The 23,789-nt window shown below is 68.3% G+C and carries 21 protein-coding genes; 11 read left to right on the forward strand and 10 right to left on the reverse strand.

Annotation, left to right across the window (positions count from 1 at the left end):
- Nucleotides 1–122 precede the first annotated feature (122 nt).
- The gene (locus AC07PA_RS09135; protein ID WP_494604742.1) at nt 123–806 is read left to right on the forward strand and encodes a type IV pili methyl-accepting chemotaxis transducer N-terminal domain-containing protein; all 684 of its coding nucleotides are present in this window, start codon (nt 123–125) and stop codon (nt 804–806) included.
- A 17-nt stretch (nt 807–823) separates the two neighbouring features.
- Here AC07PA_RS09135 and AC07PA_RS09140 read toward each other — a convergent pair whose 3' ends face one another.
- Entirely contained in the window at nt 824–1,192 is a 369-nt protein-coding gene (locus tag AC07PA_RS09140) for a nuclear transport factor 2 family protein (protein WP_494604744.1), read from the reverse strand.
- A 276-nt stretch (nt 1,193–1,468) separates the two neighbouring features.
- Nucleotides 1,469–1,972 (reverse strand): acyl-CoA thioesterase, encoded by a 504-nt coding sequence (locus tag AC07PA_RS09145; RefSeq protein WP_494604746.1) that lies wholly within the window; start codon nt 1,970–1,972, stop codon nt 1,469–1,471.
- A gap of 117 nt (nt 1,973–2,089) precedes the next feature.
- On the opposite strand from AC07PA_RS09145, the gene AC07PA_RS09150 reads away from it, so the two are divergent.
- The 5 genes from AC07PA_RS09150 to AC07PA_RS09170 all read left to right on the forward strand — a co-directional run bounded on the left by AC07PA_RS09150 (nt 2,090) and on the right by AC07PA_RS09170 (nt 9,759).
- Nucleotides 2,090–3,223, forward strand: coding sequence for a sterol desaturase family protein (locus tag AC07PA_RS09150; protein WP_494604748.1), 1,134 nt, complete (start codon nt 2,090–2,092; stop codon nt 3,221–3,223).
- 204 nt (nt 3,224–3,427) lie between these two features.
- On the forward strand, nt 3,428–5,611 hold the full coding sequence (locus tag AC07PA_RS09155) for a TonB-dependent siderophore receptor (RefSeq protein ID WP_494604750.1): 2,184 nt from the start codon (nt 3,428–3,430) through the stop codon (nt 5,609–5,611).
- Nucleotides 5,580–6,173, forward strand: coding sequence for a sigma-70 family RNA polymerase sigma factor (locus AC07PA_RS09160; RefSeq protein ID WP_494604752.1), 594 nt, complete (start codon nt 5,580–5,582; stop codon nt 6,171–6,173). The genes AC07PA_RS09155 and AC07PA_RS09160 overlap by 32 nt, the downstream gene beginning before the upstream one ends.
- Complete coding sequence (locus AC07PA_RS09165; RefSeq protein ID WP_494604754.1) at nt 6,170–7,195, forward strand: FecR domain-containing protein; 1,026 nt, start codon at nt 6,170–6,172, stop codon at nt 7,193–7,195. Before AC07PA_RS09160 ends, AC07PA_RS09165 begins: the two co-directional genes overlap by 4 nt.
- 107 nt (nt 7,196–7,302) lie before the next feature.
- Nucleotides 7,303–9,759: a TonB-dependent siderophore receptor gene (locus tag AC07PA_RS09170; RefSeq protein WP_494604756.1), complete on the forward strand. Its 2,457-nt coding sequence runs from the start codon at nt 7,303–7,305 to the stop codon at nt 9,757–9,759.
- 29 nt (nt 9,760–9,788) lie between these two features.
- On the opposite strand, the gene AC07PA_RS09175 is transcribed toward AC07PA_RS09170, so the two are convergent.
- A complete protein-coding gene (locus AC07PA_RS09175) occupies nt 9,789–10,268 on the reverse strand; it encodes a DUF4124 domain-containing protein (protein ID WP_494604758.1) in 480 nt (159 codons plus the stop codon).
- A gap of 78 nt (nt 10,269–10,346) precedes the next feature.
- Here AC07PA_RS09175 and AC07PA_RS09180 point away from each other — a divergent pair, with 78 nt between their 5' ends.
- Nucleotides 10,347–11,588: a BaiN/RdsA family NAD(P)/FAD-dependent oxidoreductase gene (locus tag AC07PA_RS09180; protein WP_494604760.1), complete on the forward strand. Its 1,242-nt coding sequence runs from the start codon at nt 10,347–10,349 to the stop codon at nt 11,586–11,588.
- Here AC07PA_RS09180 and AC07PA_RS09185 read toward each other — a convergent pair.
- Nucleotides 11,582–12,328: an ArsR/SmtB family transcription factor gene (locus AC07PA_RS09185; RefSeq protein WP_494604762.1), complete on the reverse strand. Its 747-nt coding sequence runs from the start codon at nt 12,326–12,328 to the stop codon at nt 11,582–11,584. The genes AC07PA_RS09180 and AC07PA_RS09185 overlap by 7 nt on opposite strands.
- 70 nt (nt 12,329–12,398) lie before the next feature.
- Complete coding sequence (locus AC07PA_RS09190; RefSeq protein WP_494604764.1) at nt 12,399–15,659, reverse strand: EAL domain-containing protein; 3,261 nt, start codon at nt 15,657–15,659, stop codon at nt 12,399–12,401.
- Nucleotides 15,660–15,979: 320 nt separating this feature from the next.
- Between AC07PA_RS09190 and rpsU the strand changes: the two genes are divergently transcribed.
- Nucleotides 15,980–16,192, forward strand: coding sequence for a 30S ribosomal protein S21 (gene rpsU, locus AC07PA_RS09195; protein WP_007833691.1), 213 nt, complete (start codon nt 15,980–15,982; stop codon nt 16,190–16,192).
- 113 nt (nt 16,193–16,305) lie between these two features.
- Nucleotides 16,306–16,755, forward strand: coding sequence for a GatB/YqeY domain-containing protein (locus tag AC07PA_RS09200; RefSeq protein ID WP_494604776.1), 450 nt, complete (start codon nt 16,306–16,308; stop codon nt 16,753–16,755).
- A 7-nt stretch (nt 16,756–16,762) separates the two neighbouring features.
- On the opposite strand, the gene AC07PA_RS09205 is transcribed toward AC07PA_RS09200, so the two are convergent.
- Nucleotides 16,763–17,674, reverse strand: a complete 912-nt coding sequence (locus AC07PA_RS09205) for a LysR substrate-binding domain-containing protein (RefSeq protein WP_494604778.1) — start codon at nt 17,672–17,674, stop codon at nt 16,763–16,765.
- Nucleotides 17,675–17,789: 115 nt separating this feature from the next.
- On the opposite strand from AC07PA_RS09205, the gene AC07PA_RS09210 reads away from it, so the two are divergent.
- Both AC07PA_RS09210 and AC07PA_RS09215 read left to right on the forward strand, forming a co-directional pair.
- A complete protein-coding gene (locus AC07PA_RS09210) occupies nt 17,790–18,884 on the forward strand; it encodes a tartrate dehydrogenase (RefSeq protein WP_007858041.1) in 1,095 nt (364 codons plus the stop codon).
- Between the two features lie 101 nt (nt 18,885–18,985).
- The gene (locus tag AC07PA_RS09215; protein WP_494604780.1) at nt 18,986–19,477 is read left to right on the forward strand and encodes a hypothetical protein; all 492 of its coding nucleotides are present in this window, start codon (nt 18,986–18,988) and stop codon (nt 19,475–19,477) included.
- Between the two features lie 26 nt (nt 19,478–19,503).
- Here AC07PA_RS09215 and AC07PA_RS09220 read toward each other — a convergent pair whose 3' ends face one another.
- The 4 genes from AC07PA_RS09220 to AC07PA_RS09235 are packed head-to-tail and all read right to left on the reverse strand — an operon-like array spanning nt 19,504 to nt 23,768.
- Complete coding sequence (locus tag AC07PA_RS09220) at nt 19,504–20,430, reverse strand: EamA family transporter (protein WP_494604782.1); 927 nt, start codon at nt 20,428–20,430, stop codon at nt 19,504–19,506.
- On the reverse strand, nt 20,427–21,455 hold the full coding sequence (locus AC07PA_RS09225) for an SDR family oxidoreductase (RefSeq protein WP_494604784.1): 1,029 nt from the start codon (nt 21,453–21,455) through the stop codon (nt 20,427–20,429). The genes AC07PA_RS09220 and AC07PA_RS09225 overlap by 4 nt, the downstream gene beginning before the upstream one ends.
- Nucleotides 21,452–22,384 (reverse strand): bile acid:sodium symporter family protein, encoded by a 933-nt coding sequence (locus AC07PA_RS09230; RefSeq protein ID WP_494604786.1) that lies wholly within the window; start codon nt 22,382–22,384, stop codon nt 21,452–21,454. Before AC07PA_RS09230 ends, AC07PA_RS09225 begins: the two co-directional genes overlap by 4 nt.
- Nucleotides 22,385–22,400: 16 nt before the next feature.
- On the reverse strand, nt 22,401–23,768 hold the full coding sequence (locus AC07PA_RS09235; protein ID WP_494604788.1) for a flavin-containing monooxygenase: 1,368 nt from the start codon (nt 23,766–23,768) through the stop codon (nt 22,401–22,403).
- Between the last annotated feature and the right edge of the window lie 21 nt (nt 23,769–23,789).

Here is a 23,789-nt window from a genome sequence, read left to right on the forward strand (position 1 = left end):
ATTGCGGTATCTCCGTTGCAAGGATACCCAAAAGGCATGCACGACTAATGCCAGTTATCTGCGGGACAGCACACTAGTTGCACTGTGACAAAGCCCGAGGGCTCACTACACAGGATCACACCATGGCAGCCTACCCTCTCTCCACGGCCCGCAGCACGCCATCCACGCCCGCTGCGGCATCGCGCGATGGCGACATGTCCCTGGTCAACATCGCGGCCCGCCAGCGCATGCTGTCGCAGCGCATGGTGCTGCAGACGGTATTGGCCACGCGCGGCAGCGACCTGCATCTGAAAGCGGCACGCAGCTCGCTCGCGCTGTTCAGCGAAAGCCACGCCCGGCTGGTGGACACGCCGCGCCACCTCGACACGGCCATGGGCGAACGCATCCGCATGACCTACCAGGGTGCCACCGGCGTGGGCCCCACCATCGATGCCTTCATGCAGCAGGTGGAGCGCACCCTGGAGCTGGCCGAGCGGCAGAGCCCCCGCATGGAAGAAGCCCTGGCCCGCCTGGTGGAGATCACCGACGGCGCACTCGATGCCCTGAACACCGCCACCACCGCCTTCGACCAGTTGGGCAAGGCCAAGTCCGAGACGCTGATGAAGGAGCTGGCGGGCATCGTGGCTTCCATCCAGACCGTGGCGCGCGAGGCCAAGGTGGTGAGCTTCAACGCCCAGGTGATGGCCGCGCGCGCGGGCCAGCACGGCCGCGAGTTCGCGGTGGTGGCCAATGTGCTCTCGGGCATCACCAACGAGATCGACGGGCTCTCGCTGCAGGCCGTGTCGCTGGCGGGGCGCAACCGCTGAACAGCCGGGCAGCGAGCTCACAGATTGGTGAAGCCCCCGGCAGGCGCGGGATGGGGAAGGGACCAGCCGAAATAGACCTCCACCTCCACGATGCGCCCCTCGCGGGTGGTCACCACCTCGGTGTTGCGAAAGCGCCCGCCGCCCTGGCGCGTGCCCTCGTAGGTGACGAAGACGGTATGGCCCTGCTGGACCAGGTGGATGAACTGGAAGCCGCTGATGCCCTCGCTGTTGGGCCAGCAGCGCGCGAAGTAGGTGGCCCGGTCGATGCGGTTGTCGAGCGGGCTCGAGAAATGGAAGTTCTCGTCGATCAGCGCCTCGAGGGCCTCGCGGTCCTTGCGGACATAGGCCTCGTAGCTGGCACGCACCAGGGCGGTGGCATCGTTCATGGTGGCTTGTCTCCCCATTGGGAAGGAGCGCCTGAGCGCTCCAAAGGGACAAGGCTACTCCAGCGAACACGGAGGCCTGTTAGCACATGTTCCAGGCGCCAACCAAACACATCCAGACACGGCGCTGTTTAGCACCAGCTGAGTCGAAACTGGCGCGGCCAAGGCCAGTGCCCCCGCGCAAGGGCCGCCCCGCCGCGCTGGGGGCGTCCCCCTCCCAGATTGCCAAGCAATATGAGAGAGGGGGAAGGCGCGAAGCGACTCAGGGGGTGCTTACATTCAAGCCGCCAGGGGCGCAGGCACCGGGGCCGAGCGGGCCTGCTCGAAGCGCGCCGCCAGTTCCTTGCGCAGGGTCTTGCGCATCACGGCGGCATCCCAGCGGCGGCGCTCTTCCGCGGTGGAAGGCGACAGCGGGGGCACCTGCACGGGCTTGCGCGCCTCGTCCACGGCCACCATGGTGAAAAAGCAGCTGTTCACGTGCCGCACGACCTGCGAGCGGATGTCCTCGGCCACCACCTTGATGCCGATCTCCATTGAGGAGGAGCCGGTGTAGTTGACGCTGGCCAGGAAGGTCACGAGCTCGCCCACGTGGATGGGCTGCAGGAACATCACCTGGTCCACGCTGAGCGTGACCACGTAGCAGGCCGAGTAGCGGCTGGCGCAGGAGTAGGCCACCTGGTCGAGCAGTTTCAGGATAGCGCCGCCGTGGACGTTGCCGGAAAAATTGGCCATGTCCGGGGACATGAGCACGGTCATGCTCAGCTGGTGCGAGGGGATGTTCATGGGCCCCGATTTTACGTGCGATGGCGGTTACACAAGGATGCACACGCCGCCGCTACACTGCGCAACACACAAGCCTGGGCAACACCACTCCACGATCCGGGCGCAGAGGGGTAAAGCATGCTGGAAATCGACAAGCTCAATGAATTCACCGAAAGCCATGGTGCGCTGCGCACCGGGCGCGGATTGGTATCGGGCGTCATCGCGCTCACGCTGGCCATCCTGTGCTTCCTGGGCGTGCTGGCCTTCCACTTCCCCGAGTACCTGACCACGCCCCAGCTGCGCAAGAGCTACGACGTGACCGTGATCCGCTACATCATGCTGGCGGCCATGGCCATCGCGGGCGGCATCTCGCTGGTCAACATCCTGTTCAACCGCTCGCGCTGGCTGGCCACCTTCGCCTTCGCGACCGTGGCGCTGGCCGCCATCCTGGGCGGCCACAAGGTGGAAGTGGACCCGAACTTCCCCGACAACACGCCCTACATCGGCCTCGATTGGTTCATCCTCGACCTGCTGGGCAGCTCGCTGATCTTCATCTTCATCGAGAAGCTGTTCGCGCTGCGCAAGGACCAGCCCATCTTCCGCGAAGAGTGGCAGACCGACTTCCACCACTTCATCGTGAACCACATGGTGGTGGGCTTCGTGCTGCTGGCCACCAACCTCCTCGTGCACAGGTTCTTCGGCTGGGCCGCGAGCGACGGCATCCGCGGCTGGGTGCAGGGCCTGAACTTCTGGGTGGCGCTGTTCCTCATCGTGCTGGTGGCCGACCTGGTGCAGTACTGGACGCACCGCGCCTACCACGAGGTGCCCGTGCTGTGGCGCCTGCACGCCGTGCACCACAGCGTGAAAAGCATGGACTGGATGGCCGGCTCGCGCCAGCACATCCTGGAGTTGCTGATCACGCGCACGCTGGTGCTGGCCCCCATCTACGTGTTCGGTTTCTCCAAGGAAGTGATCGACGCCTACATCGTCGTCGTGGGCTTCCAGGCGGTGTTCAACCACGCCAACGTCAGCGTGCGCCTGGGGCCGCTGCGCTACGTGCTGGTCACGCCCAACTTCCACCACTGGCACCACAGCCAGGACCAGGAGGCGCTGGACAAGAACTATGCGGCGCACTTCGCCTTCCTGGACTACCTGTTCGGTACCGCCGTGAAGAGCACCAAGCTCTGGCCCGAAAAGTACGGCGTGCTGGGCGACTATGTGCCCAACGGCTTCGTCAAGCAGTTCAAGTTTCCGTTCACCTGGAAGGGCTGAGCAGCCGCCCCGAGGGGCCGTCCGGGTTGCAAATGAGGCGCAAAAGCAACGCGCCTGGCCCGAATGGCGCCCATCCCAGGCACTGCCATTAAGAATGATTGTTATTTAAAAGTTACAATTGGAGCCATAAACCAGCCACGCCGTGCTCTTCTTGTTGTTGCGCAGCCAGCCAGTTGCCAGATTCAACAACTCGAGGAGTGCTCCATGTCCGTTTCCCGTAGGCAGCCCGTTTGCCGCCTGAACCCATTGGCGCTGGCCGCCATCGCCACTGTGCTGGCCGGCGCAGCCCAGGCCCAGGACGCCGCCCCAGCGGCCTCCACCGACCAGATCACGGCCCCCAAGGCGCTGGACAGCGTCACCGTGTCGGGCTCGCGCGAAAGCGCCTCCACGCGCCTGCAGCTGACCGCACGTGAAACGCCGCAGTCCACCACCACGGTGACGCGCGAACAGATCGAGCGCCAGTCGCTGACCAGCATCGACGCCGTGCTGCGCAACGTGAACGGCGTGGCCGTGAGCTTCTACGACACGCAGCGCCCGCTGTACTACGCTCGCGGCTTCCAGATCACCGACTTCCAGATCGACGGCCTGCCCTCGTACAGCAGCAGCACCAACCAGGAATACGACACGGCCCTGTACGAGCGCGTCGAGATCGTGCGCGGCGCCAACGGCATCCTGACCGGCGTGGGCGTGCCCTCGGCCACGATCAACATGATCCGCAAGCGGCCGCAGCGCGAGTTCGCGGCCTCGGTGGCACTCACCGCCGGTTCGTGGAACCTGTACCGCGGCGAGCTCGACATCAACGCCCCGCTGACCAAGGATGGCAGCGTGCGCAGCCGCCTGGTGATCGCGCCACAGAAGAAGGACAGCTTCCGCGATCGCTACTCCGAAGACAAGACGGCGCTGCTCGCCGCCATCGAGGCCGACCTGGGCTCGTCCACGGTGGCTACGCTGGGCTACCAGCGCCAGTCCAACGACCCCAAGGCGCCGATCTGGGGCACGATCCCGCGCTTTGCAACCAATGGCTCGCCCATCGACCTGCCCACCTCGGTGAGCTTCTCGCCCCCATGGACACGCTGGGAGCGCACCTCGGGCACGCTGTACGCCACGCTGGAGCACCAGCTCAATGACGACTGGAGCGTGAAGGCCGCCCTGAACCACACCGAGGGCGACACCTTCAGCCTGCGCACCTACGGCTATGGCCGCACCGTGTCGCTGGCGCCCTTCGTCAACCCCACCACGGGCGCCGGCACCACGCTGTACGCGGCCGTGGGCGGCGGCAGCGAAAAGCAGGACACGGTGGACGCCTACCTGTCGGGCAAGTTCGAGCTCGGCGGCCGCAAGCACGACCTGATGGTGGGCGTGAGCTCCACGCGCATCGCCACGCGCACCGATGGCTACAGCTCGGTGGCCAACTGGAGCTACGTGATCCCCAACATCTACACCTGGGACGGCAATGCGCCCGAACCCGTGTACTCCAAGACCGGCGCCTGGCGCACGCAGATCACGCAGCAGACGGGCCTGTTCACCTCGGCGCGCTGGCGCGTCGCCGAGCCGCTGTCGGTACTCACCGGCGTGCGCCTGACCGACTGGCACCGCCACAGCGACAGCTACGCCACCACCGGCACCTATGCCGGCAAGAGCGCCATCCAGGACGAGAACCGCAAGGTCACGCCCTACGTCGGCGCCGTGTACGACATCACGCCCACGCTGTCGGCCTATGCGAGCTACACGCGCATCTTCAACCCGCAGAACTACAAGGACCGCAACAACAACCCGCTGTCGCCGGTCATCGGCAGCAACACGGAGGCCGGCCTCAAGGCCGAGCTGCTGGACCGCCGCATCCAGGCGCATTTCGCGGTGTTCCAGACCAAGCAGGACAACTACGGCGTGCGCGATGGCGCCATCACCACGCCGCTGCCCGATGGCACCCTGCCCTACGTGGCGGTCAACGGCACCAAGTCCACCGGTTTCGAGCTCGAGTTCGCGGGCATGGCCACCAGGCAGTGGCGCGTGAGCGCAGGCCTCACCCGCGCCAAGGTCACGCGCGCAGCCACGGACCTGATCTACGCCAACCTGCCCGAGTACCTGCTGCAACTGGGCACCGACTACCAGTTCTCGGGTGCGCTGGCCCCGCTGTCGGTGGGCGGCAACCTGGTCTGGCAAAGCTCGGTCGAGGGCTTCAACATCCCGCATCCGAGCGGCACGGTGACCGTGAAGCAGTCGCCCACGGCCGTCCTGGGCCTGCGCGCCTCGTGGCAGTTCAATCCCAAGCTCAGCGCCACCCTGGCCGTCAACAACGTGACGAACAAGAAGTACTGGGCCAACCTGGACTACGGCAACTACAGTGACCCGCGCAATGTCAGCCTCACGATGCGCGCTGCATTCTGAGCCTTCTCCTGAGGCGCCTGCGCGCCCGGGTTCGGCCGCCACGGCGGTGGCCGCCGCGCACGCCGAGGCGGCCCACCCGGCCGGCCGCTGGTACACCAGCCACCATGCGTGGCTGGTGGTCTGGCTGCAGCGCAAGATGGGCTGCCCGCACGGTGCCGCCGACCTGGCGCAGGACACCTTCCTGCGCGTGCTCGCCGCGCGCGGGATCGAGCAGGTGGCGGAGCCGCGCGCCTTCCTGACCACGCTGGCCAAGCGGGTGCTGTTCAGCCACTGGCGCCGGCGCGAGCTGGAGCAGGCCTACCTGCAGGCGCTGGCCGGGTCGCCGCAGGCCACGGCGCCCTCGGCAGAAGACCTGGCTCTGCTGCACGAGGCATTGCTGGCCATCGACCAGCGCCTCGCCGGCCTGCCCGGCAAGGTCCGCCAGGCCTTTTTGCTGCACCGCATCGACGAACTGACGCATGTGCAGATCGCGCGCGAGATGGGCGTCTCGGTGGCCAGCGTGGAGCGTTACGTGAAACAGGCCTATCTGCACTGCTGCAGGCAGGACGCAGACGCCCCATGAGCAGCGCCCCTCCCGGATCGGCGCAGGACGCCATCACGGCCGCGGTGGACTGGCAGGTGAGGCTGACCTCCGGCAGCGCACATGCACACGAGCACGCGGACTTTGCGCGCTGGCTGGCCGCCGATGCGCGCCACCGGGCCGCCTGGCAGCGCGTGCAGGGTGTGCTCGCGGAGCCCGTGGAACAGATCCACCGCATCGACCAGCGCAGCCCGGGCCAGTTGCCGGCCGTCCACCAGAGCCTGGCTGCGGGCGCAGGACCGGCGTCGCGCCGGCGCAGAAGCCTGCTCGGTGGCTCGGCCCTGCTGCTGGCCACCGGCGTGGGCGCCGCTTGCCTGGCCCACCGCAGCCAGCCACTGGGCGAACTGCTGGCCGATGTGCACACCGGCACCGCCGAAACCCGCCACAGCGTGTTGCCCGACGGCAGTACGCTGGACCTGAACGCCCGCAGTGCGGCCGACCTGCGCTTTGACCACGGGCAGCGCCTGGTGCGGCTGCGCGCCGGTGAACTGCTGGTGCAGGTGGCGCGCGATGCCGTGGCCGACCCCTCTTCGGGCCTGCCGGCGCGCCCTTTCGTCGTCCAGACCCGGCATGGCACGGCCCAGGCCCTGGGCACCCGCTACCTGGTACGCCAGGAGGCGCAGCGCAGCCTGGTGGTGGTGCTGGAGCACAGCGTGGCCATTCAGACCGGCGACGGCGTGCGGCGCCTGCTGCGCGAAGGCCAGGCCGCCTGGATGGATGGCCAGCGCATCGAGATGGTGGAGCAGCGCATGGCCCACCATGCCAGCTGGACCGAAGGGGTGCTGGATGTGCGCGACGAACCGCTGGGCGAGGTGGTCGCCGCACTGGGCGCCTGGCGCAGGGGCCCGGTGCGCGTCAGCCCGGCGGCCGCCCGGCTCCGGGTGTTCGGCGTCTTCCGGCTGAAGGACACTGAGCAGGCCTTGCAGGCCCTGGTGGACACCCAGCCCATCCGCGTCACGCGCTACGGCCCGATGCTGACCCTGATCGACCTGGCTGCCGGCTGATACGGTCTGCCGGACTTTTTTTGTCACCGGTTGAGGGGTTTGGCACGGCTCGTTGGACAAGGGGGAAAGAACCCCTTTTTCCACCTCCCGCACAGGAACCCGATCCCATGCACAGCCCCTCCTTTCGACCCCGCCTGCTCGTGGCGGCCCTGAGCGCCGCCCTCGGCAGCGCCAGCTTTGCCCAAGCCCCGTCCGCTGCCGGTACTCCGCTGGTGGCCCAGGCTGGCGCCGTGCAGAACTGGGACCTGCCTGCTGGCGCCCTGGACGAGACCCTGGCCCGCATCGCCCGCCAGGGCGGCAAGATCCTCACGGCCGATCCGGCCCTGCTGCGCGGCAAGACCGCCCCGGCCGTGCGCGGCAGCTTTGCCCTCGAAGAAGCGGCGCAGCGTGCGCTGGCAGGCTCGGGGCTGGGGCTGGTGCGCCTGGGCAGTGACACCCTGACCGTGCGCCCCGCGCCTTCTGCCCCTCCTGCCGCCCCCGCTGCGGCACCGGCCGCAGCCGCGCCCGGCACGGCGGAGCGCAGCATGGCGACCGTGACGGTCGAGGGCTCGCGCGACCCCAATCAGGTGTACCAGCCCTTCCCGGGCGGTCAGGTGGCCAAGGGTGCGCGCCTGGGGGCCCTGGGCAACACCGCCCTGCTCGATGCACCCTTCGCCATCAGTGGCTACACCGAGCAGGCCACACGCGATGCGCAGGCCCGGCGCCTGATCGACGTGCTGGCCGTGGACCCGGCCGTGCGCTCCACCAACTCCGAGAGCAATGCGGTGGACGTGTTCTTCCTGCGCGGCCTGCCCATGCTGAGCCAGGACATCTCGTTCAACGAGACCTTCGCGGTGGTGGACACGCGGCGCATCGCGGTGGAGCAGTTCGAGCGCATCGAGGTGCTCAAGGGCCCGAGCGCCTTGCTCAACGGCATCGGTCCGAGCAGCAGCACCACGGGCGGCACGATCAACCTGGTGCCCAAGCGCGGCACGGACGTTCCGCTGACCCGGCTGACCCTGTCCGCCTCGTCCCACGGCCAGTTGGGGGCCCACCTGGATGTGGGGCGCCGCTTCGGCACCGACAACGAATGGGGCGTGCGCATCAACGCCGCCAGCCGGGGCGGTGGTTCCACCGGCGTGCCCAACGAGAAGGTGGGCACCGACCATCTGTCGGCTGCACTCGACTACGCGGGTGACAGGCTGCGCCTGAGCCTGGACCTCGCCCAGAACCGCCGGCACTTCGACGGCTTCCCCCAGTTCTTCCGGTTCAACGAGGGCTTTGCCCTGCCCGCACCGCCGGCGACCAGCCAAGCCTTCAGCCAACCCTGGGACAGCAGCGACACCAAGAGCTCTTCTGCCGTCTCGCGCGTGGAGTTCGACATCTCGCCCGACTCCACCGTGTTCGGCGTGCTCGGCGGCGTCGACTACGAGGAGTCGAACATCAACGCGGGCAACCCCCGCATCACCTCGGCCAGCGGCAACTTCACGGCCCAGCCCAGCATTTTCAGGACCGGTTCGTCCCTGCGCTCGGGTGAGCTGGGCTGGCGCATGCGCTTTGCCACGGGCCCCGTCAAGCACCGGGTGGTGCTGGGCTATTCACGCTTCACGGGGGATGGCGCGAGCTTGAGCCAGTCCATGGGCAGCGCGTTCACCAGCAACTTCAACAACCCCGTCTTCGTCGCGCGGCCCACCCTGCCCACCGGCGGCGTCCCGCTGCGCTTTCAGGACAGCGTCTCCGACAGCCTGGCCGTGATGGACTCCATGCACCTGCTGGACGACCGCCTGCACCTGGTCGGCGGGCTGCGCTACCAGAAGCTGGACATTGGCGAATTTTCCGCAGGCGTGGAGCAGCGCCGCTTCGAGCAGACGGCCACGGCGCCCTCGCTGGGTGCCAGCTACAAGCTGGCACCCACCTTCTCGGTGTATGCCAACTACGCCGAAGGCCTGGCGCAAGGGCCGGTGGCACCGGCCTCGACCGCCAACCTCGGCACGGTATTCCCCCCCTTCAAGGGCAAGCAGATCGAGGCGGGCCTGAAGTACGACGGTGGCTCCTTTGGCGCCAGCGCCGCCCTGTTCCAGATCCGCCAGCCGGTGTCCTATGTCAACGGAGCGAACTTCCTCGTGGTTGATGGCGAGCAGCGCAACCGCGGCCTGGAGCTGTCGGTTTACGGCGAGGCGGCGAGGAACCTGCGCCTGAATGCCGGCCTGGCGCTGTTCGACGCCGTGCAGTCCAAGACCTTGAACGGCGCCAACGACGGCAAGAAGGCCATCGGCATTCCCGACCACAATCTGGTGCTGGGCGCCGAATGGGACATCGCGGCACTGCCCGGCCTGACGGTGACCGGCCGGTACACCAAGGTGGCTCGCCAGATGGCCAGCGTGGACAACAAGCAGAGCATCCCCGGCTTCGACAGCTACGACCTGGGCCTGCGCTATGCAACGCGCATCGGCGGCAAGCCGACCGTGTTCCGCCTGGCCGTTGAAAACGTGGCGGATTCGTCGCACTGGCTCTCGGTGCGCACCGGCTTCCTCTCGCGCAGCACCCCGCGTACCGCCCTGTTCTCGGTCAGCACGGAGTTCTGACGCGCCTGCGCGTCCTGACCGGCGCAGGACTACGGGGCGCCAAGCTCCTCTTCCAGCGCTTTCAGTTGCTTGCGCAGCTCCTCGCTGCGGGCCTCGCACGCCGCCTTGCCCTGGCCGGCTGCGGCCGCCCGCTCCTGCGCAAACTGGGTGCCCGATGCCAGGGTGCTGCGCAGCGGACCCGCGCTGGCCACGGCCTCCGCGGGTTGCGCTCCACATTCCTTCTGGTTGCGATCCAAAGCCGCTCGCGCCTGGGGCACGCCCTGGTTCTGCAGGTGGTTTTTGCGCTGCCAGGTGGGGCCGAACGCCCCCTCCCTGGAGGTGGAGGGCGGGGACGGGATCGGCGTGGCACCCTCCAGGGCGGGGCGCACCTCGATCTTCTCGCCCTGGCCCGGGCAGGACGCGTCCTGGAAGGACACCTTGCCATCGGCATCCGTGCACTTGTTGATGGCCCAGGCAGGGGCCAGAAAACCCAGTGCCAGGGTGCAGGCGGCGTAGCGGATCACGGTCATGGGGGCAGTCCTTGCGGGATGGATGGCACATGCTAACCGCGCTGCGGTTCATGCGGCACCCTACAATCCGCGGCTTCCATGACCATCCCTTTCTTTGACGCCATCATCATCGGCGCCGGCGCAGCCGGCCTGTTCTGCGCGGGCCAGGCGGGCCAGCGCGGCCTGTCGGTCCTGCTCATCGACCACGCCGAGAAGGTGGCCGAGAAGATCCGCATCTCGGGCGGGGGGCGCTGCAACTTCACCAACCGCGACCTCGACCCGGCGGCCCCCCACAAGCACTTCGTGGGGCAGAACCCGCAGTTCTGCCGCTCGGCACTGTCGCGCTACACGCCGCAGGACTTCATAGCGCTGGTGGACAGGCATGGCATCCCCCACCACGAAAAGCACAAGGGCCAGCTGTTCGCCGACCGCTCGGCCGAGGACCTGATCGCCATGCTGCTGGCCGAGTGCGCCGAGGGCGGCGTCACCCACTGGCAGCCCTGCGGCGTCAAGAAGGTCGCGCCCGAGCCGCTGGACGATGGCCAGGGCGGCTACCGGGTGGAGACCGACCGGGGCCCGGTGCTGGCGCGCAGCCTGGTGGTGGCCACCGGCGGGCTGTCGATCCCGAAGATCGGCGCCACCGACTTCGGCTACCGGCTGGCCCGGCAGTTCGACGTTCCGCTCATTGAGCAACGCCCGGGGCTGGTGCCCATGACCTTCGACGGTGTCGGCTGGGCGCCGTATGCCCAGCTCGCAGGCCTGGCGCTGCCGGTGCGGATCAGCACCGGGGCCAAGAAGGCGCGCATGGTGTTCGACGAGGACCTGCTGTTCACGCACCGTGGCCTGTCGGGCCCGGCGGTGCTGCAGATATCGAGCTACTGGCAGGAGGGCACGCCCCTGGCCATCGACCTGGCCCCCACGGTGGACCTGCCCGCCGCGCTGGCGCAGGCCAAGATGCGCTCGCGCAAGCTCATCGCCAACGAACTGGCCACCCTGGTGCCGAGCCGCCTGGCCGATGCCTGGGCCCAGCGCGAGGCGGACTGGCAGCGCCCCATCGCCGAGGCCTCGGACAAGGCGCTGGCGCGCCTGGCCGAGCAGCTGGCGCGCTGGGAGCTCACCCCCACGGGCACCGAGGGCTACAGGAAGGCCGAGGTGACGCTGGGCGGCGTGGACACGCGCGCCCTGTCGCAGCAGACCATGGAATGCAAGGCGCAGCCTGGGCTGTACTTCATCGGCGAGGTGGTCGACGTGACCGGCTGGCTGGGCGGCTACAACTTCCAGTGGGCCTGGGCCAGTGCCCACGCCTGTGCAGAAGGTCTGGCCGCCAAAGCGGCTCAGTGACTGGACGCACTGGCCACCTGGCCCCAGCGCACATGCCCTAGCCAGTTGCGCAGCGCCACGGCGCCGCCGGGCGTGATCTCCAGCGCGCGGCTGTCGGCACGGCGCAGCAGCCAGCCCTCTTGAAGACAGTGGCTGCAGATCATGGCGCCGAGCTTGCCGGCCACGTGCATGCGCCGCTCGCTCCAGTCCAGACAGGGGCGGCAGTGCGGGCGCTTGCCACTGCCGCCAGCCGCGCCCTGGCTGGCCCCTTCATCCAGGCCCAGGCGCTGCAGCACAGCTGCCGCCTGCGCGGTGACATGGCCGCCCGCATCGCCGTCGAAGGCCATGGCCCCCTCGTCCAGCAGGTGCTCGGTGATGGCCACGCCCAGGCGCCCGGCAATGTGGTCGTAGCAGGTGCGCGCGGTGCGCAGGGCCGCATCGCGCGGGCCCACCACCACGCGCCGGGGTGCCGTTGCAGGCGCCGGCTGCTGCACGGCCAGCTGCATCAGGCCTTCGAGCACGCGCGCCACGTCGGCCGAGGCCAGGCGGTGGTAGCGGTGGCGGCCCTGGCGTTCCAGGCGCAGCAGGCCGGCCTCGACCAGCAGGGCCAGGTGGCGGCTCGCGGTCTGCGCGGTGATGTGGCCGGCATCGGCCAGCTCGCGCGCCGTGAGCGCGCGCCCGTCCATCAGCGCCATCAGCATGGCCGTGCGCGCGGGCTCGCCGACGAGGCCGGCGATGTGGGCGATCTGGTTGGTGTTCATGCCCCCAGTGTGCACCGCATCGGCGCGGCCACACTTCGCTCGCCAGCGAAGCGGGCGGCCCAGGCGCCTTTCAGGGAACGCTCACCAGTTCCCCGAAACGCGAATCCCCGAGCGCCGGGCGCTGGGCATGCAGCAGCACCCATTCCTGCAGCTGCGCCACCGGCAGCGGCCGGGTGAAGTGAAAGCCCTGCAGCTCCTCGCAGTCGAGCGCATCGAGCACCTGCACCGTGGCCAGGTCCTCCACGCCTTCGGCCACGATCTTCAGGCCCAGCGTGTGGCCCAGCGCGATGATGGCGCGCGTGATGGCCATGTCGGCCGGGTTGGTGAGCATGTCGTGGATGAAGGACTTGTCGACCTTGAGCCGGTCGATGTCGAAGCGCTTCAGGTAGGCCAGGCTCGAGTAGCCCGTGCCGAAGTCGTCGATGGACAGCTGCACGCCCAGGGCCTTGAGCGCTGCCAGCTGGCGCTCGGCCGAGTTGGCATGGTCCATGAGCTGCGACTCGGTGATCTCCAGCTCCAGCCGGTGCGCCGGCATGCCGCAGCGCGTGAGCAGCGCCTCGATGTCGGGCACGAGCTGGGGGTCGGCCAGCTGCGCCGCCGAAAGGTTCACCGACACCGAGACCTGTGCCAGCGGGTGCGGCACAGAGCCCTGCGGCCCTTCGTGCTCCAGCGACTGCCAGGCCAGCCACTGCGAGCAGGCCTGCTGCAGCACCCAGGCGCCGATGGCGCGGATCATGCCGGTCTCTTCGGCAATGGGGATGAACTCGCTGGGCGGCACCATGCCCAGCACCGGGTTGTTCCAGCGCAGCAGCGCCTCCACGCCCAGCACACGCGAGCCCCGGGCGCTCAGGCGCGGCTGGTAGTGCAGGCTCAGTTCCCCACGCCCCAGGGCCCGGCGCAGGTGCTGCTCCATGGACTGGCGGGCCAGCGCGCGCTGGTCGGTCTCGGCCGAATAGAACAGGGCCATGTCGCGGCCGGTGGTCTTGGCCTCGTACATGGCGGCATCGGCACGGCGCATGAGCTCGTCGATGTCGCCGCCATCCTCGGGATAGACCGCGATGCCCACGCTGCAGCTCACGTTGAGCTCATGGCCCTCCACCGGATGCGGCTGGCGGATCAGCGGGATCAGGCGGTTTTCGACCAGTTGCTGCACATCCTCGGGCCCGGCCACGTCGCGCATGATGACCACGAACTCGTCGCCGCCCAGGCGGCTCACGGTGTCGCGGCTGCGCACGGCCTGCGTGAGGCGCTGCGCCACCGAGCGCAGCAGGCCATCGCCGATGTGGTGGCCCAGCGTGTCGTTGATGGCCTTGAAGCGGTCCAGGTCGATGAACAGCACCGCGACGCGCTCGCCGAAGGCATTCGCGTGGGCCAGCGCCAGCTGCAGGCGCTGCACGCACAGCGAGCGGTTGGGCAGCTCGGTGAGCACGTCGTGGTGCGCCAGGAACTGGATGCGCTCCTCGTTCTGCTTGCGGTCGGTGATGTCGATGGCGATGCCGATGTGGTTGACCACGGCCCCGGCCTTGCCCTCGCGCACGGCCGAGACCATGAGCCAGGCCGGGTAGGTCTCGCCCGAGCGGCGGCGAAAGCGCACCTCGCCCTGCCAGGACTCCTTGTCCTGCATGGCGCGCGCGATCTGCGCCGACAGCGGCTCCTGCCCTTCACTGTCTTCCTGCAGAAAGCCCAGGCCCTCGCCGATCACCTCGTAGAAGTCGTAGTGCGTGCTGCGGCAGAAGGCCTTGTTCACGCTGATGATCTGCTGGTCGGCATTCATGATGATGATGCCCTCGGACGAGGCCTCGAACACCTTGGCCCACAGCTCCAGGCGCTGCTCCATGACCTTGAGCACGTTGATCGGTGTGAAGGCCGTGAGCACCGCGTCGCGCCCCTGGAACACCAGGCGCCGCGCCGACAGCACGGCCCAGGAGGGCTCGGGCCCGCCCTTCCAGCGCACCTCGAACTCGTCGACCGAGCCCTGGTCCGCCAGGCGCTGGAAGAAGCGCCCGCGCACGCCCGGCTCCAGCCCCGCCACCCAGGGATCGATGGTGCGGCCGTTGAGCCACTGGCCCGCAGGCGTGTTCGAGTGCAGCACCTCGTGCTCGGGGATCGAGGTGACCATGATGGGAATGGGGAAGGCCTCCACCAGTTCGCGCTGCGCCTCGGCGGCGCGCGCGCTGGCGGCCAGCTCCTGCTGCAGCAGGCGCTCGTGGTCGAGCTGGGCCAGCATGCCGTTGAAGGCCGTGACCAGGCGGCCGATCTCGTCGCTGCTGTTCCAGTGGGCGCGCAGCGTGTGGTCGCCGCTCTTTCTCACCTCGTCGGCCACGCGGGCCAGTTGCTGCAGGGGCTTGGCGATCTGGCGCGCCACCAGCGTCACCAGCGACAGGATGCAACCCAGCAGCACCAGCGCCGTGCCCAGGTGCAGCCACATGCGCGAGTACAGGCTGCCCACGCGCTGGTGCAGCAGGCGATCGAGGTCGTTGATGCCCGAGCCCCAGGCGGCCTGCAGGGCGCCGAGCACCCTGGCCTCCTGCTCGGCCAGTTGCGCCATGGTCAGGCGCGACTCCCCGCTGGCGATGGCCTGCAGGTGCGACTGGAATTCGAGCAGCGTGGCGTTGAGCGCCTCGCGGTCGTGCACCAGCGCCGTACGCAGCTCGGGCGAGCCGGCGATGAAGGCCTGGTTGTAGTCCGACTCGATCCCCAGCGTGACGGCCTCCAGCCGCCCCACCAGCGTGAGCAGCTCCGACGACCACTGCGGCCCGCGCGCGGTGCGCGGCGAGTTCAGGAAGCTCACGGTGTCGTGCACGGCCTGCAGCAGCTCAGGGAAACGCAGCACCGACAGCGACATCTCGTAATAGCTGTCGAGATCGGGATCGAGGATCAGGTTGGACTGGTTGCCCACGGTGGTGAGCAGCTCGCGCCCATCGCGCAGCAGTTGGCTGCGCAGGCGCGTGAGGGCCTGCGGATCGGCTGTGGCGGCGGCATCGGTGCCCAGGCGCTCGAGCGCATCCTGGAAGCGCTGGCCGGCCTCCTGCGTGTGCAGGGCCTCGTCGTGCGCGGCACGCACGGTGCCCAGGCGCTCCAGTGTCTGGGCCACCGAGAGGGACGGCTCGCCCGGCTGCAGGAAGCGGCCGAGCAGGCCGTCGCGCACCACGGTGGCGTAGCTCGTGCCCACGATCTCCTTGCGCGTGAAGTCGATGGCCTGGTTCTTCTCGTGGATCAGGATGCTGGAGACGTAGATGACCGCCGTGAGGTCCAGCAGATAGATGAGCATGAGCTTGCGGCCCACACTGAGCCGGCCAAGCCAACCCGATACGCGATGCATGATTGCCATGGGTGCCCAGTTTCCCGTTCCTGCAAGATGCGCCCGGCGGTTCGGCGCCGGGCAGTGAGGTCGTGCGCCGTTGCGCCCGGGTCGGACGCAATGGAAACACTCTGTAAGTACACATGCAATTTCCGCGCCACACGCACCACCTTGGGGCAACCAGAACGCACTTGCACAATTCCCGCATCCAACTGCTATAATGCTCGGCTTCGCTGGCATGCCCCGTCGGCCAATACTAGTTACAGACGGGGACAACCGCCACGCACGGTCTTGAGGCCCGATCTCCCCAAGACCCTCTGCGGGCAAAAAAATTTGGAAACCATTAGCTAATGACTACGATCCGCGTAAAAGAAAACGAACCCTTTGACGTTGCACTGCGCCGCTTCAAGCGCACCATTGAAAAGCTCGGCCTGCTGACCGACCTGCGCGCCCGCGAGTTCTACGAAAAGCCAACGGCCGAGCGCAAGCGCAAGAAGGCTGCCGCCGTCAAGCGCCACTACAAGCGCGTGCGCAGCATGCAGCTGCCCAAGAAGCTGTACTGATCGCTGGCCTTCACAGGCCGCATCAACCCGCGCTCGGGACGCCAGGCGCGGGTTTTTTGCTTTTTGCGCTCTCTTTTTGCAGATTCAACGACAAGACCCTCAGGAGAAATGCCATGTCCCTCAAGGACCAGATCACCGAAGACATGAAGACCGCCATGCGCGCCAAGGACAGCGAGCGCCTGGGCACCATCCGCCTGCTGCTGGCGGCCATGAAGCAAAAGGAAGTCGACGAGCGCGTGGTGCTCGACGACGCGGCCGTGGTCGCCATCGTGGACAAGCTGATCAAGCAGCGCAAGGACTCCATCGCCGCCTTCGAACAGGCCGCGCGCCAGGACCTGGCCGACAAGGAGAAGTCCGAGCTGGTGGTGCTGCAGGCCTACCTGCCCGAGCGCATGTCGGCCGAGGAGACCCTGGCCGCCGTGAAGGCCATCGTGGCCGAACTCGGCGCCTCGGGCCCTGGCGACATGGGCAAGGTGATGGGCGTGGTCAAGACGCGCCTGGCCGGCAAGGCCGACATGGGCCAGGTCTCCGCCGCGGTGAAAACCGCGCTTTCCGGCGGCTGATCGGCCATCAGCCGATCGCGGACCACTCCTTCTGGAAGTGGTCCTGCAAGAACTCCACGCACACGCGCACCTTGGCCGACAGGTGCAGCCGCGTGGGGTAGACGGCCCAGACGTTGGCGTCCTGGCGCCATTCGGGCAGCACCTGCACCAGCTGCCCGGCCTGCAGGTGGGGCTGCACGTCCCACAGCGAGCGCAGCGCAATGCCGCGCCCGTCCACGGCCCATTGCACCACCATCTCGCCGTTGTTGGCCGACAGCGGCCCGCGCACCTTGACCATCTCCTCCACGGCGCCGGCACGCAGGCGCCACACGCCGATGGGGTGGTCGCGCTCCTTGATCACCAGGCAGTCGTGGCTCGACAGCTCGGCCAGCGCGCGCGGCGTGCCGTGGCGCGCCAGGTAGGCCGGGGCGGCGCACAGCACGCGGTGGTTGTCGGCCAGGCGCCGCGCGATCAGGTGCGGGGCGATCTCGTCACCCACGCGCACGTCCAGATCGAAGCCCTCGCCGGCCACGTCCACCAGCCGGTCGAACACCTCCAGCCGCGCCTGCAAGCCCGGGTGCCGCTCCACCAGGCGCGAGAGCGCGGGCGCCACGATGCGCCGGCCAAAGCCGAAGCTGCTGCTCACGCGCAGCAGGCCGCGCGGCTCACGGCGCGTGACCGCCACCTCCTGCAGCAGCTGGTCCACGTCGTCCAGGATGCGCTGGGCCCAGTGGAACACGCGCTCGCCCTCCTCCGTCACCGCCACGCGCCGCGTGGTGCGGTGCAGCAGCTTCACGGCCAGGTCTTCCTCGAGCAGGCGGATGCGCTTGCTCACGTAGGCGGGCGAGGTGCCCAGCTCGGTGGCGGCGTCGGCAAAGCTCGATTTGCGCACGACCACGGTGAACACGCGCAGGTCGTCGTTGGAGGGTGTTTTATGCACGAAGTGTGAACAATGGATGCACAGGCGGCAGATTGTATTTTGGTGAGGGCTGTCCAACAATGCACGCCATGCCCTGTTTGCACGGGCTTAGCCAACCATCCAAGGAAGACATCTGATGAGCAGCACCACCCAGTACACGATCGCCGTGATCCCCGGCGACGGCATCGGCAAGGAAGTCATGCCCGAAGGCCTGCGCGCCGTGAAGGCCGCGGCCGAGCGCTTCGGCATTGCCCTCACCTACCGCACCATCGATTGGGCCAGCTGCGACTACTACGCCGAGCACGGCCAGATGATGCCCGACGACTGGAAGGCGCAGCTCTCGGACGTGGACGCAATCTTCTTCGGCGCCGTGGGCTGGCCGGCCACCGTGCCCGACCATGTCTCGCTGTGGGGTTCGCTGCTCAAGTTCCGCCGCGAGTTCGACCAGTACATCAATCTGCGCCCCGTGCGCCTGTTCGAGGGCGTGCCCTGCCCGCTGGCCGGCCGCAAGCCCGGCGACATCGACTACTTCGTGGTGCGCGAGAACACCGAGGGCGAATACACCTCGCTGGGCGGCATCATGTACGAAGGCACGGACCGCGAGATCGTGATCCAGGAGTCGGTCTACTCGCGCAAGGGCACGGACCGCCTGCTGCGCTTCGCCTTCGACCTGGCCCAGAGCCGCCCGCGCAAGCACGTGACCCTGGCCACCAAGAGCAACGGCATCGCCATCAGCATGCCCTGGTGGGACAAGCGCGCTGACGAGGTGGCCAAGGACTACCCCGAAATCACGCTGGACAAGCAGCATATCGACATCCTGACCGCGCGCTTCGTGCTGCAGCCCGGGCGCTTCGACGTGGTGGCCGCGACCAACCTGTTCGGCGACATTCTCTCGGACCTGGGCCCCGCGACCACCGGCACCATCGGCCTGGCGCCCTCGGCCAACCTGAACCCCGAGCGCAGCTTCCCGTCGCTGTTCGAGCCCGTGCACGGCTCGGCGCCCGACATCTACGGCAAGAACATCGCCAATCCCATCGCCATGATCTGGTCGGGCGCGCTGATGCTGGACTTTTTGACCCAGGGCCAGGGGGCCGGCCGCGCCGCGCACGATGCCATCGTGGAGGCGATCGAAAAGGTGCTCAAGGACGGCCCCCGCACGCCGGATCTGGGGGGCACAGCGAGTACGGTGGACGTGGGACAAGCGATTGCAGCGTTGGTTGCAAGCCACTGAGCGCCCTCGGCTCCTGCAAATCCGGCGCAAAAAACCGCGCGCCGCCGATGTGATGGCAGACTATCGACCTCCATTTCCACGTCTTTGCCAGGAGAGTTGCCTTGGGTGTCAGAACTGTCTCGCTTGTACTGATCATCGGTGGCCTCGCATGGCTGGGAGCCGAGTATGCAGAGAACCGCAAACGGCCTTCGCGGCTGAAGGTCCCCACCGAAGCAGAGCTGAGCACGGTCTCGGGCAAGGCCATCGGTGCCCGCGTGGTGGAACACAAGTCCAAGAAGAATGTGCTGGCCAGCCGCTACACCGAACTCGACGTCAAGGGCCCCGACGGCGTCGTCACCCTGCGCCTGGGAGACCCGCACTCCGAGCGCTTGCTCAATGGGCTGAGCGGGGAAACCGTCACCGCGAAATTCGACCCCAAGGACGAAAAGACGATATTCAGCCTCAGCACGCCAAGCCGCCAGGTGGTTGCCTACCGTGACACGGCTGCCTACAAACACAAACTCGTGGAGTCGAACAGCGGCGGCTACGTGGCTGGCTGGATTGCAATGGTCTTGGGAATTGCGGGCTTTTGGTTCAGCCGAAAGCCGCAATAAGGGCTCGCTCTCGGGCGCGAAGTGCCTCAGCCGCGACCCCACCGGGGTCCAAACTGGTTGATGAGCATGCCGCAGAGCACGATGGCCGTGCCGCCCCACTGCGCTTTGCTGGGCTGCTCACCCAGCACCAGCATGGCCGCCAACAGGCCGACCACCGGGATCAGCAGCGAGAACGGTGACACGCGCCCGGCCGGGTGGCGCTGCAGCAGCCGCGTCCACAGGCTGTAGGCCAGCAAGGTCGCCAGCAGGGCCAGGTAGAGCACGGCGAACAGTGCCTGGCCATTGAACGCTGCGAGCTGCGCGGCCACCGCGGCGGGGCCATCGAGCCACAGCGCCAGCGCGAAGAAGGGCACGATGGGCACCGTGCTGCTCCACACGACGAAAGGGAATGGTGCGTAATCGCCCCCCACGCGCGCCGCAAGGCGCACCACCAGGTTGGATAGGGCCCACATGAAGGCCGCGCCCAGCGTGAGCACGAAGCCCGCCAGGCTCATCTGCAGCGCGCCCTCGCCATGGGCGCTGGCGATTACCAGCAGGCCCGCGAAGGCCACCGCCAGGCCCAGCCACTGCGCCGGGCGCGCGCGCTCGTGCAGCAGCGTGACCGCGAGGATCAGCGTGAAGAAGGCCTGGGTCTGCATGACCACCGAGGCCATGCCCGCCGTCATGCCCAGGCGCAGGCCCAGGAACAGCAGGCCGAACTGCCCCAGGCCCTGCGCCAGGCCATAGGCCACGATGAAGCGCCAGGGCAGCTGCGGCCGGCGCACGAAGAGCAAGAAGGGCAGCGAGGCCGCCATGAAGCGCAGGGCGCCCAGCAGCATGGGGCTGAGCGCCTGCAGGCCCATCTTCATGACCACGAAGTTCGACCCCCAGATGACGATGACCGCCAGCGCGCAGGCCAGGTCGCCCTGCGACAGCGCACGGGCCGGCGCTGCGCCCAATGCCGTGCTGCTCATGCGCGGCTGCCTGCCAGCGCGCCGGCCACGGCCACGGGCCGCCCCTGCTGCTGGCGCGCCGCCACGAAGGCATCGAAGGCCTGGGCGCTGGTCTTGCGCGGCAGGTAACCGAGTTGCTCCTTGAGCGCGGTATTGAGCAGCACCGGCCGGTAGCGCAGGAAGTCGAGCTGCTCGGGCCCATAGCGGCTGATGCCCAGGCGCGAACCCACGAACAGTGCAGACTGCAGCAGCCAGGCCGGCAGGTCGAGCGTGGTCTTGCCCAGGCGCGCGGCGATCTGGTGGATGGTCAGCGCGCCGTCGCCCGCCAGGTTGTAGCAGCCCGGGGCCGCGCCATCGAGCGCATGCAGCAGGGAGCCGGTCACGTCCTCGTCCCAGATGAAGACGAAGGGGCTGTCGCTGCCGCGGATGGCCAGAAGGCGCGGCTTTTCGAACAGCGCGGTGATCTGGTTGTCGACCTGCTCACCCAGGATGGTGCCGATGCGCAAGATGGTCTGCGCCAGCCCTGGGTGGCTCTGGCGCCACTGCCCCAGCATCTCCTCGACCAGGCGCTTGTGGTGCGCGTAGGCAAAGCTTTCGTTGCCGCGCAGCGGGTGCGATTCGGTGAGCCAAGGCGCGTTGTCGGCATGGTAGCCATAGGCCGCGCCGCTGGAGGACACCACCAGGTGCCGCACGCCCTGGGCCGCGCAGGCTTCGAGCACGTTGCGCGTGCCGTTCACGTCCACGTCGTACTCGAAGGCCCGGTTCGAGTCCCGCCCCGGCGTGACGATGGAGGCCAGGTGCACCACGGTGTCGATGGCATGGCGCTGCAGCGTGGCGGCCAGGGCCTTGTCGCGCACGTCCTGGGCCTGGTAGGTGACGCCTGGCTGGCGGCGCTCGGGTGGCACCTCGCGCACATCGAGCGCGACCACGCTGCCGGTATCCGGGCGCCGCGCCAGCGCCGCCACCACGCCCCGGCCCAGGAAACCGTCGGCCCCGGTGACGAGGATGTTGCGGGCGCGCGGGACCGGTGCGACCGGCGCGGTCATGCGCCCTCCCCTTGCGCCAGCACGGGCGCACCCACCGGGTCCTTGCGGCCCCACCAGCTGGCCAGCGCCAGGCCGGCGATGATGTCCCAGAAGCCCCAGACACCGGCCACCACGGCCATGCCGCCCAGGCCGCCGAAGAAGCTGAAGATCACCACCAGGCCCAGGCCCGCGTTGCGGATGCCGACCTCGATGGCCACGGCGCGCCGGTCGTAGTCCTGCAGGCCGGTGGCGCGCGCGCACAGGTAGCCCGTGCCGAAGGCCAGCGCATCGTGCAGCGCCACGGCCAGCAGCACCATGCCCACATAGTCGAGGAAGAAGCGCCAGTTGCCCGCGATGGCCCCGAGGATGAAGCCGATGAGCGCCAGGAAGCTGACGATGCGCACGGTCTTCTTCACGCGCTGCGTGAGGCGCGGCAGCTGGTGCGCGCACGCGAGACCCAGCACGAAGGGCACGCCGATGATGGCGACGATGTGGCCCACCATCTCCAGCGGGTCGAGCGCAATGGTCTTCAGGAGCGGCGCGGCCGTGGGGTGCATGCCGCCCCAGAAGGCAAAGTTGAGCGGCATGGCCACGATGGCGATGGCGTTGGAGATCGCCGTCATGGACACCGACAGCGCCACGTTGCCGCGCGCGCGGTGGGTGAGGATGTTGGACACATTGCCCGGCGGGCAGCAGGCCACGAGGATCATGCCCAGCGCAATGCTCGGGCCCACGCCCAGCAGCAGCGTGAGCACATAGGTCACCGCCGGCAGCACGATGAACTGCGCGGCAATGCCCACGGCCATGGCCCAGGGCATCTTGGCCACGCGGCGGAAGTCGTCCATCCGCGTGTCGAGCGCGATGCCGAACATCAGGAAGGCCAGCACCGCATTGAGCAGCATCAGCGACGCGGGGTTGAAGTTCAGGCGGATCTCGTCGACGGGCAGCATGGTCAATGTCTCCTGTTCAGGCCAGTTGCGCCGATGCGTTGCGCACGGCGGCGCGGTAGGTGTCCTTGTGCACGTAGTAGGCCATGCGTTCGAGCTGCAGGTACTTGAAGCCGCCCGACAGGTCGGGCGGCGGGCCCTGTACCGCGGCCGTGAAGGCCTGGGCGGCGGGCGTGCCGGCATCGAGCGCCTTGAAGTAGCGCGCCACCAGCTCGGCCTGCTCGTAGCGGCCCTGCCAGCCGATGCCACTGGCCTCGATCATGCCCAGCACGGCCAGGCGGCGGCGCCCTGGTGCAAAGATGTTCAGGTGCAGGCGCGGCGCCATGCCCTGCCAGTTGAGCAGCCCGCGCGCGATGAAGGGGTAGTGCAGCGTATAGCCCGTGGCGGCCAGCACCATGTCGTAGTCCTGCTGCGTGCCGTCCTTGAAGTGCACGGTGGCGCCGTCGAAGCCTGCGATGTCGGGTTTCACATGGATGTCGCCATGGCCCAGGTGGTGCAGGATCAGCGAGTTCACGATGGGGTGCGACTCGTACATCTTGTAGGTGGGCTTGGGAAAGCCGAAGCGCGTGGGGTCGCCCGTGAACCATTTGAGCACCGTGCTGTCCACCTTCTGCTTGAGCCAGGGCGGCAGCGGGCGCTTGCCGCCCAGCGTGTCGGCCGGCTTGCCGAACACGTACTTGGGCACGAAGTAGTAGCCGCGCCGCACCGAGATGTCCACGCCCTCGGCATAGTGCACCGCGTCCACCGCAATGTCGCAGCCCGAGTTGCCGGCGCCGACGATGAGCACACGCTTGCCCTTGAACTGCTCGGCATGCTTGTAGGCCGAGGTGTGCAGCAGCTCGCCGCTGAAATGGCCCTCGAAGCGCGGCATGCTGGGCTCGGCCAGCGTGCCGTTGGCGATCACCACGCCCTTGTACTCGGCGCACTCGGTGCGTCCATCGGCCGTGGCGATGGTCACGCGCCACAGGCTGTCTTCGCTGTCGTTCAGGGGTTCCACCTTCAGCACGCGCACACCGAAGCGGAAATACCGGCGCAGGTCGAAATGGTCGGCAAAGGCTGCGAAGTAGCGGCACAGCTCGCGGTGGCTGGGGTAGTCGGCCACGCTGTCGGCCATGGGGAATTCGCTGAACTCGGTGGTGCGCTTGCTCGAGATCAGGTGGGCCGACGCATAGACCGTGGAGCGCGGGTTGGCGATGTTCCACAGCCCGCCCACGTCGGTATAGGCCTCGAAGCCCTGGAACGGAATGCCGAGCTTTTGCAGGTTGCGCGCGCCGGCCAGGCCCGAGGGGCCGGCGCCGATCAGCGCAATGGAGCCCCGCGTGGTGGGCGTGGTGCTGTCCACGCAGGCCTGCAGGTCGGCGGATGCGTTGCGAAGGTCGTCTTGCATGGGCTGGGCCTGGAAGTGGAA

This window comes from Acidovorax sp. GW821-FHT09B03, from assembly GCF_059418305.1.

Bases quoted from the DNA above. Each gene is read 5' to 3' on its own strand.
- AC07PA_RS09220 (WP_494604782.1), bottom strand. From the start codon at position 20,430: ATGAGCAGCACGGCATTGGGCGCAGCGCCGGCCCGTGCGCTGTCGCAG.
- AC07PA_RS09160 (WP_494604752.1), top strand. From the start codon at position 5,580: ATGTCAGCCTCACGATGCGCGCTGCATTCTGAGCCTTCTCCTGAGGCG.
- AC07PA_RS09225 (WP_494604784.1), bottom strand. From the start codon at position 21,455: ATGACCGCGCCGGTCGCACCGGTCCCGCGCGCCCGCAACATCCTCGTC.
- AC07PA_RS09185 (WP_494604762.1), bottom strand. From the start codon at position 12,328: ATGAACACCAACCAGATCGCCCACATCGCCGGCCTCGTCGGCGAGCCC.
- AC07PA_RS09140 (WP_494604744.1), bottom strand. From the start codon at position 1,192: ATGAACGATGCCACCGCCCTGGTGCGTGCCAGCTACGAGGCCTATGTC.
- AC07PA_RS09165 (WP_494604754.1), top strand. From the start codon at position 6,170: ATGAGCAGCGCCCCTCCCGGATCGGCGCAGGACGCCATCACGGCCGCG.
- AC07PA_RS09175 (WP_494604758.1), bottom strand. From the start codon at position 10,268: ATGACCGTGATCCGCTACGCCGCCTGCACCCTGGCACTGGGTTTTCTG.
- AC07PA_RS09145 (WP_494604746.1), bottom strand. From the start codon at position 1,972: ATGAACATCCCCTCGCACCAGCTGAGCATGACCGTGCTCATGTCCCCG.
- AC07PA_RS09170 (WP_494604756.1), top strand. From the start codon at position 7,303: ATGCACAGCCCCTCCTTTCGACCCCGCCTGCTCGTGGCGGCCCTGAGC.
- AC07PA_RS09180 (WP_494604760.1), top strand. From the start codon at position 10,347: ATGACCATCCCTTTCTTTGACGCCATCATCATCGGCGCCGGCGCAGCC.
- AC07PA_RS09155 (WP_494604750.1), top strand. From the start codon at position 3,428: ATGTCCGTTTCCCGTAGGCAGCCCGTTTGCCGCCTGAACCCATTGGCG.
- AC07PA_RS09190 (WP_494604764.1), bottom strand. From the start codon at position 15,659: ATGGCAATCATGCATCGCGTATCGGGTTGGCTTGGCCGGCTCAGTGTG.
- AC07PA_RS09235 (WP_494604788.1), bottom strand. From the start codon at position 23,768: ATGCAAGACGACCTTCGCAACGCATCCGCCGACCTGCAGGCCTGCGTG.
- rpsU (WP_007833691.1), top strand. From the start codon at position 15,980: ATGACTACGATCCGCGTAAAAGAAAACGAACCCTTTGACGTTGCACTG.
- AC07PA_RS09210 (WP_007858041.1), top strand. From the start codon at position 17,790: ATGAGCAGCACCACCCAGTACACGATCGCCGTGATCCCCGGCGACGGC.
- AC07PA_RS09230 (WP_494604786.1), bottom strand. From the start codon at position 22,384: ATGCTGCCCGTCGACGAGATCCGCCTGAACTTCAACCCCGCGTCGCTG.
- AC07PA_RS09150 (WP_494604748.1), top strand. From the start codon at position 2,090: ATGCTGGAAATCGACAAGCTCAATGAATTCACCGAAAGCCATGGTGCG.
- AC07PA_RS09135 (WP_494604742.1), top strand. From the start codon at position 123: ATGGCAGCCTACCCTCTCTCCACGGCCCGCAGCACGCCATCCACGCCC.
- AC07PA_RS09200 (WP_494604776.1), top strand. From the start codon at position 16,306: ATGTCCCTCAAGGACCAGATCACCGAAGACATGAAGACCGCCATGCGC.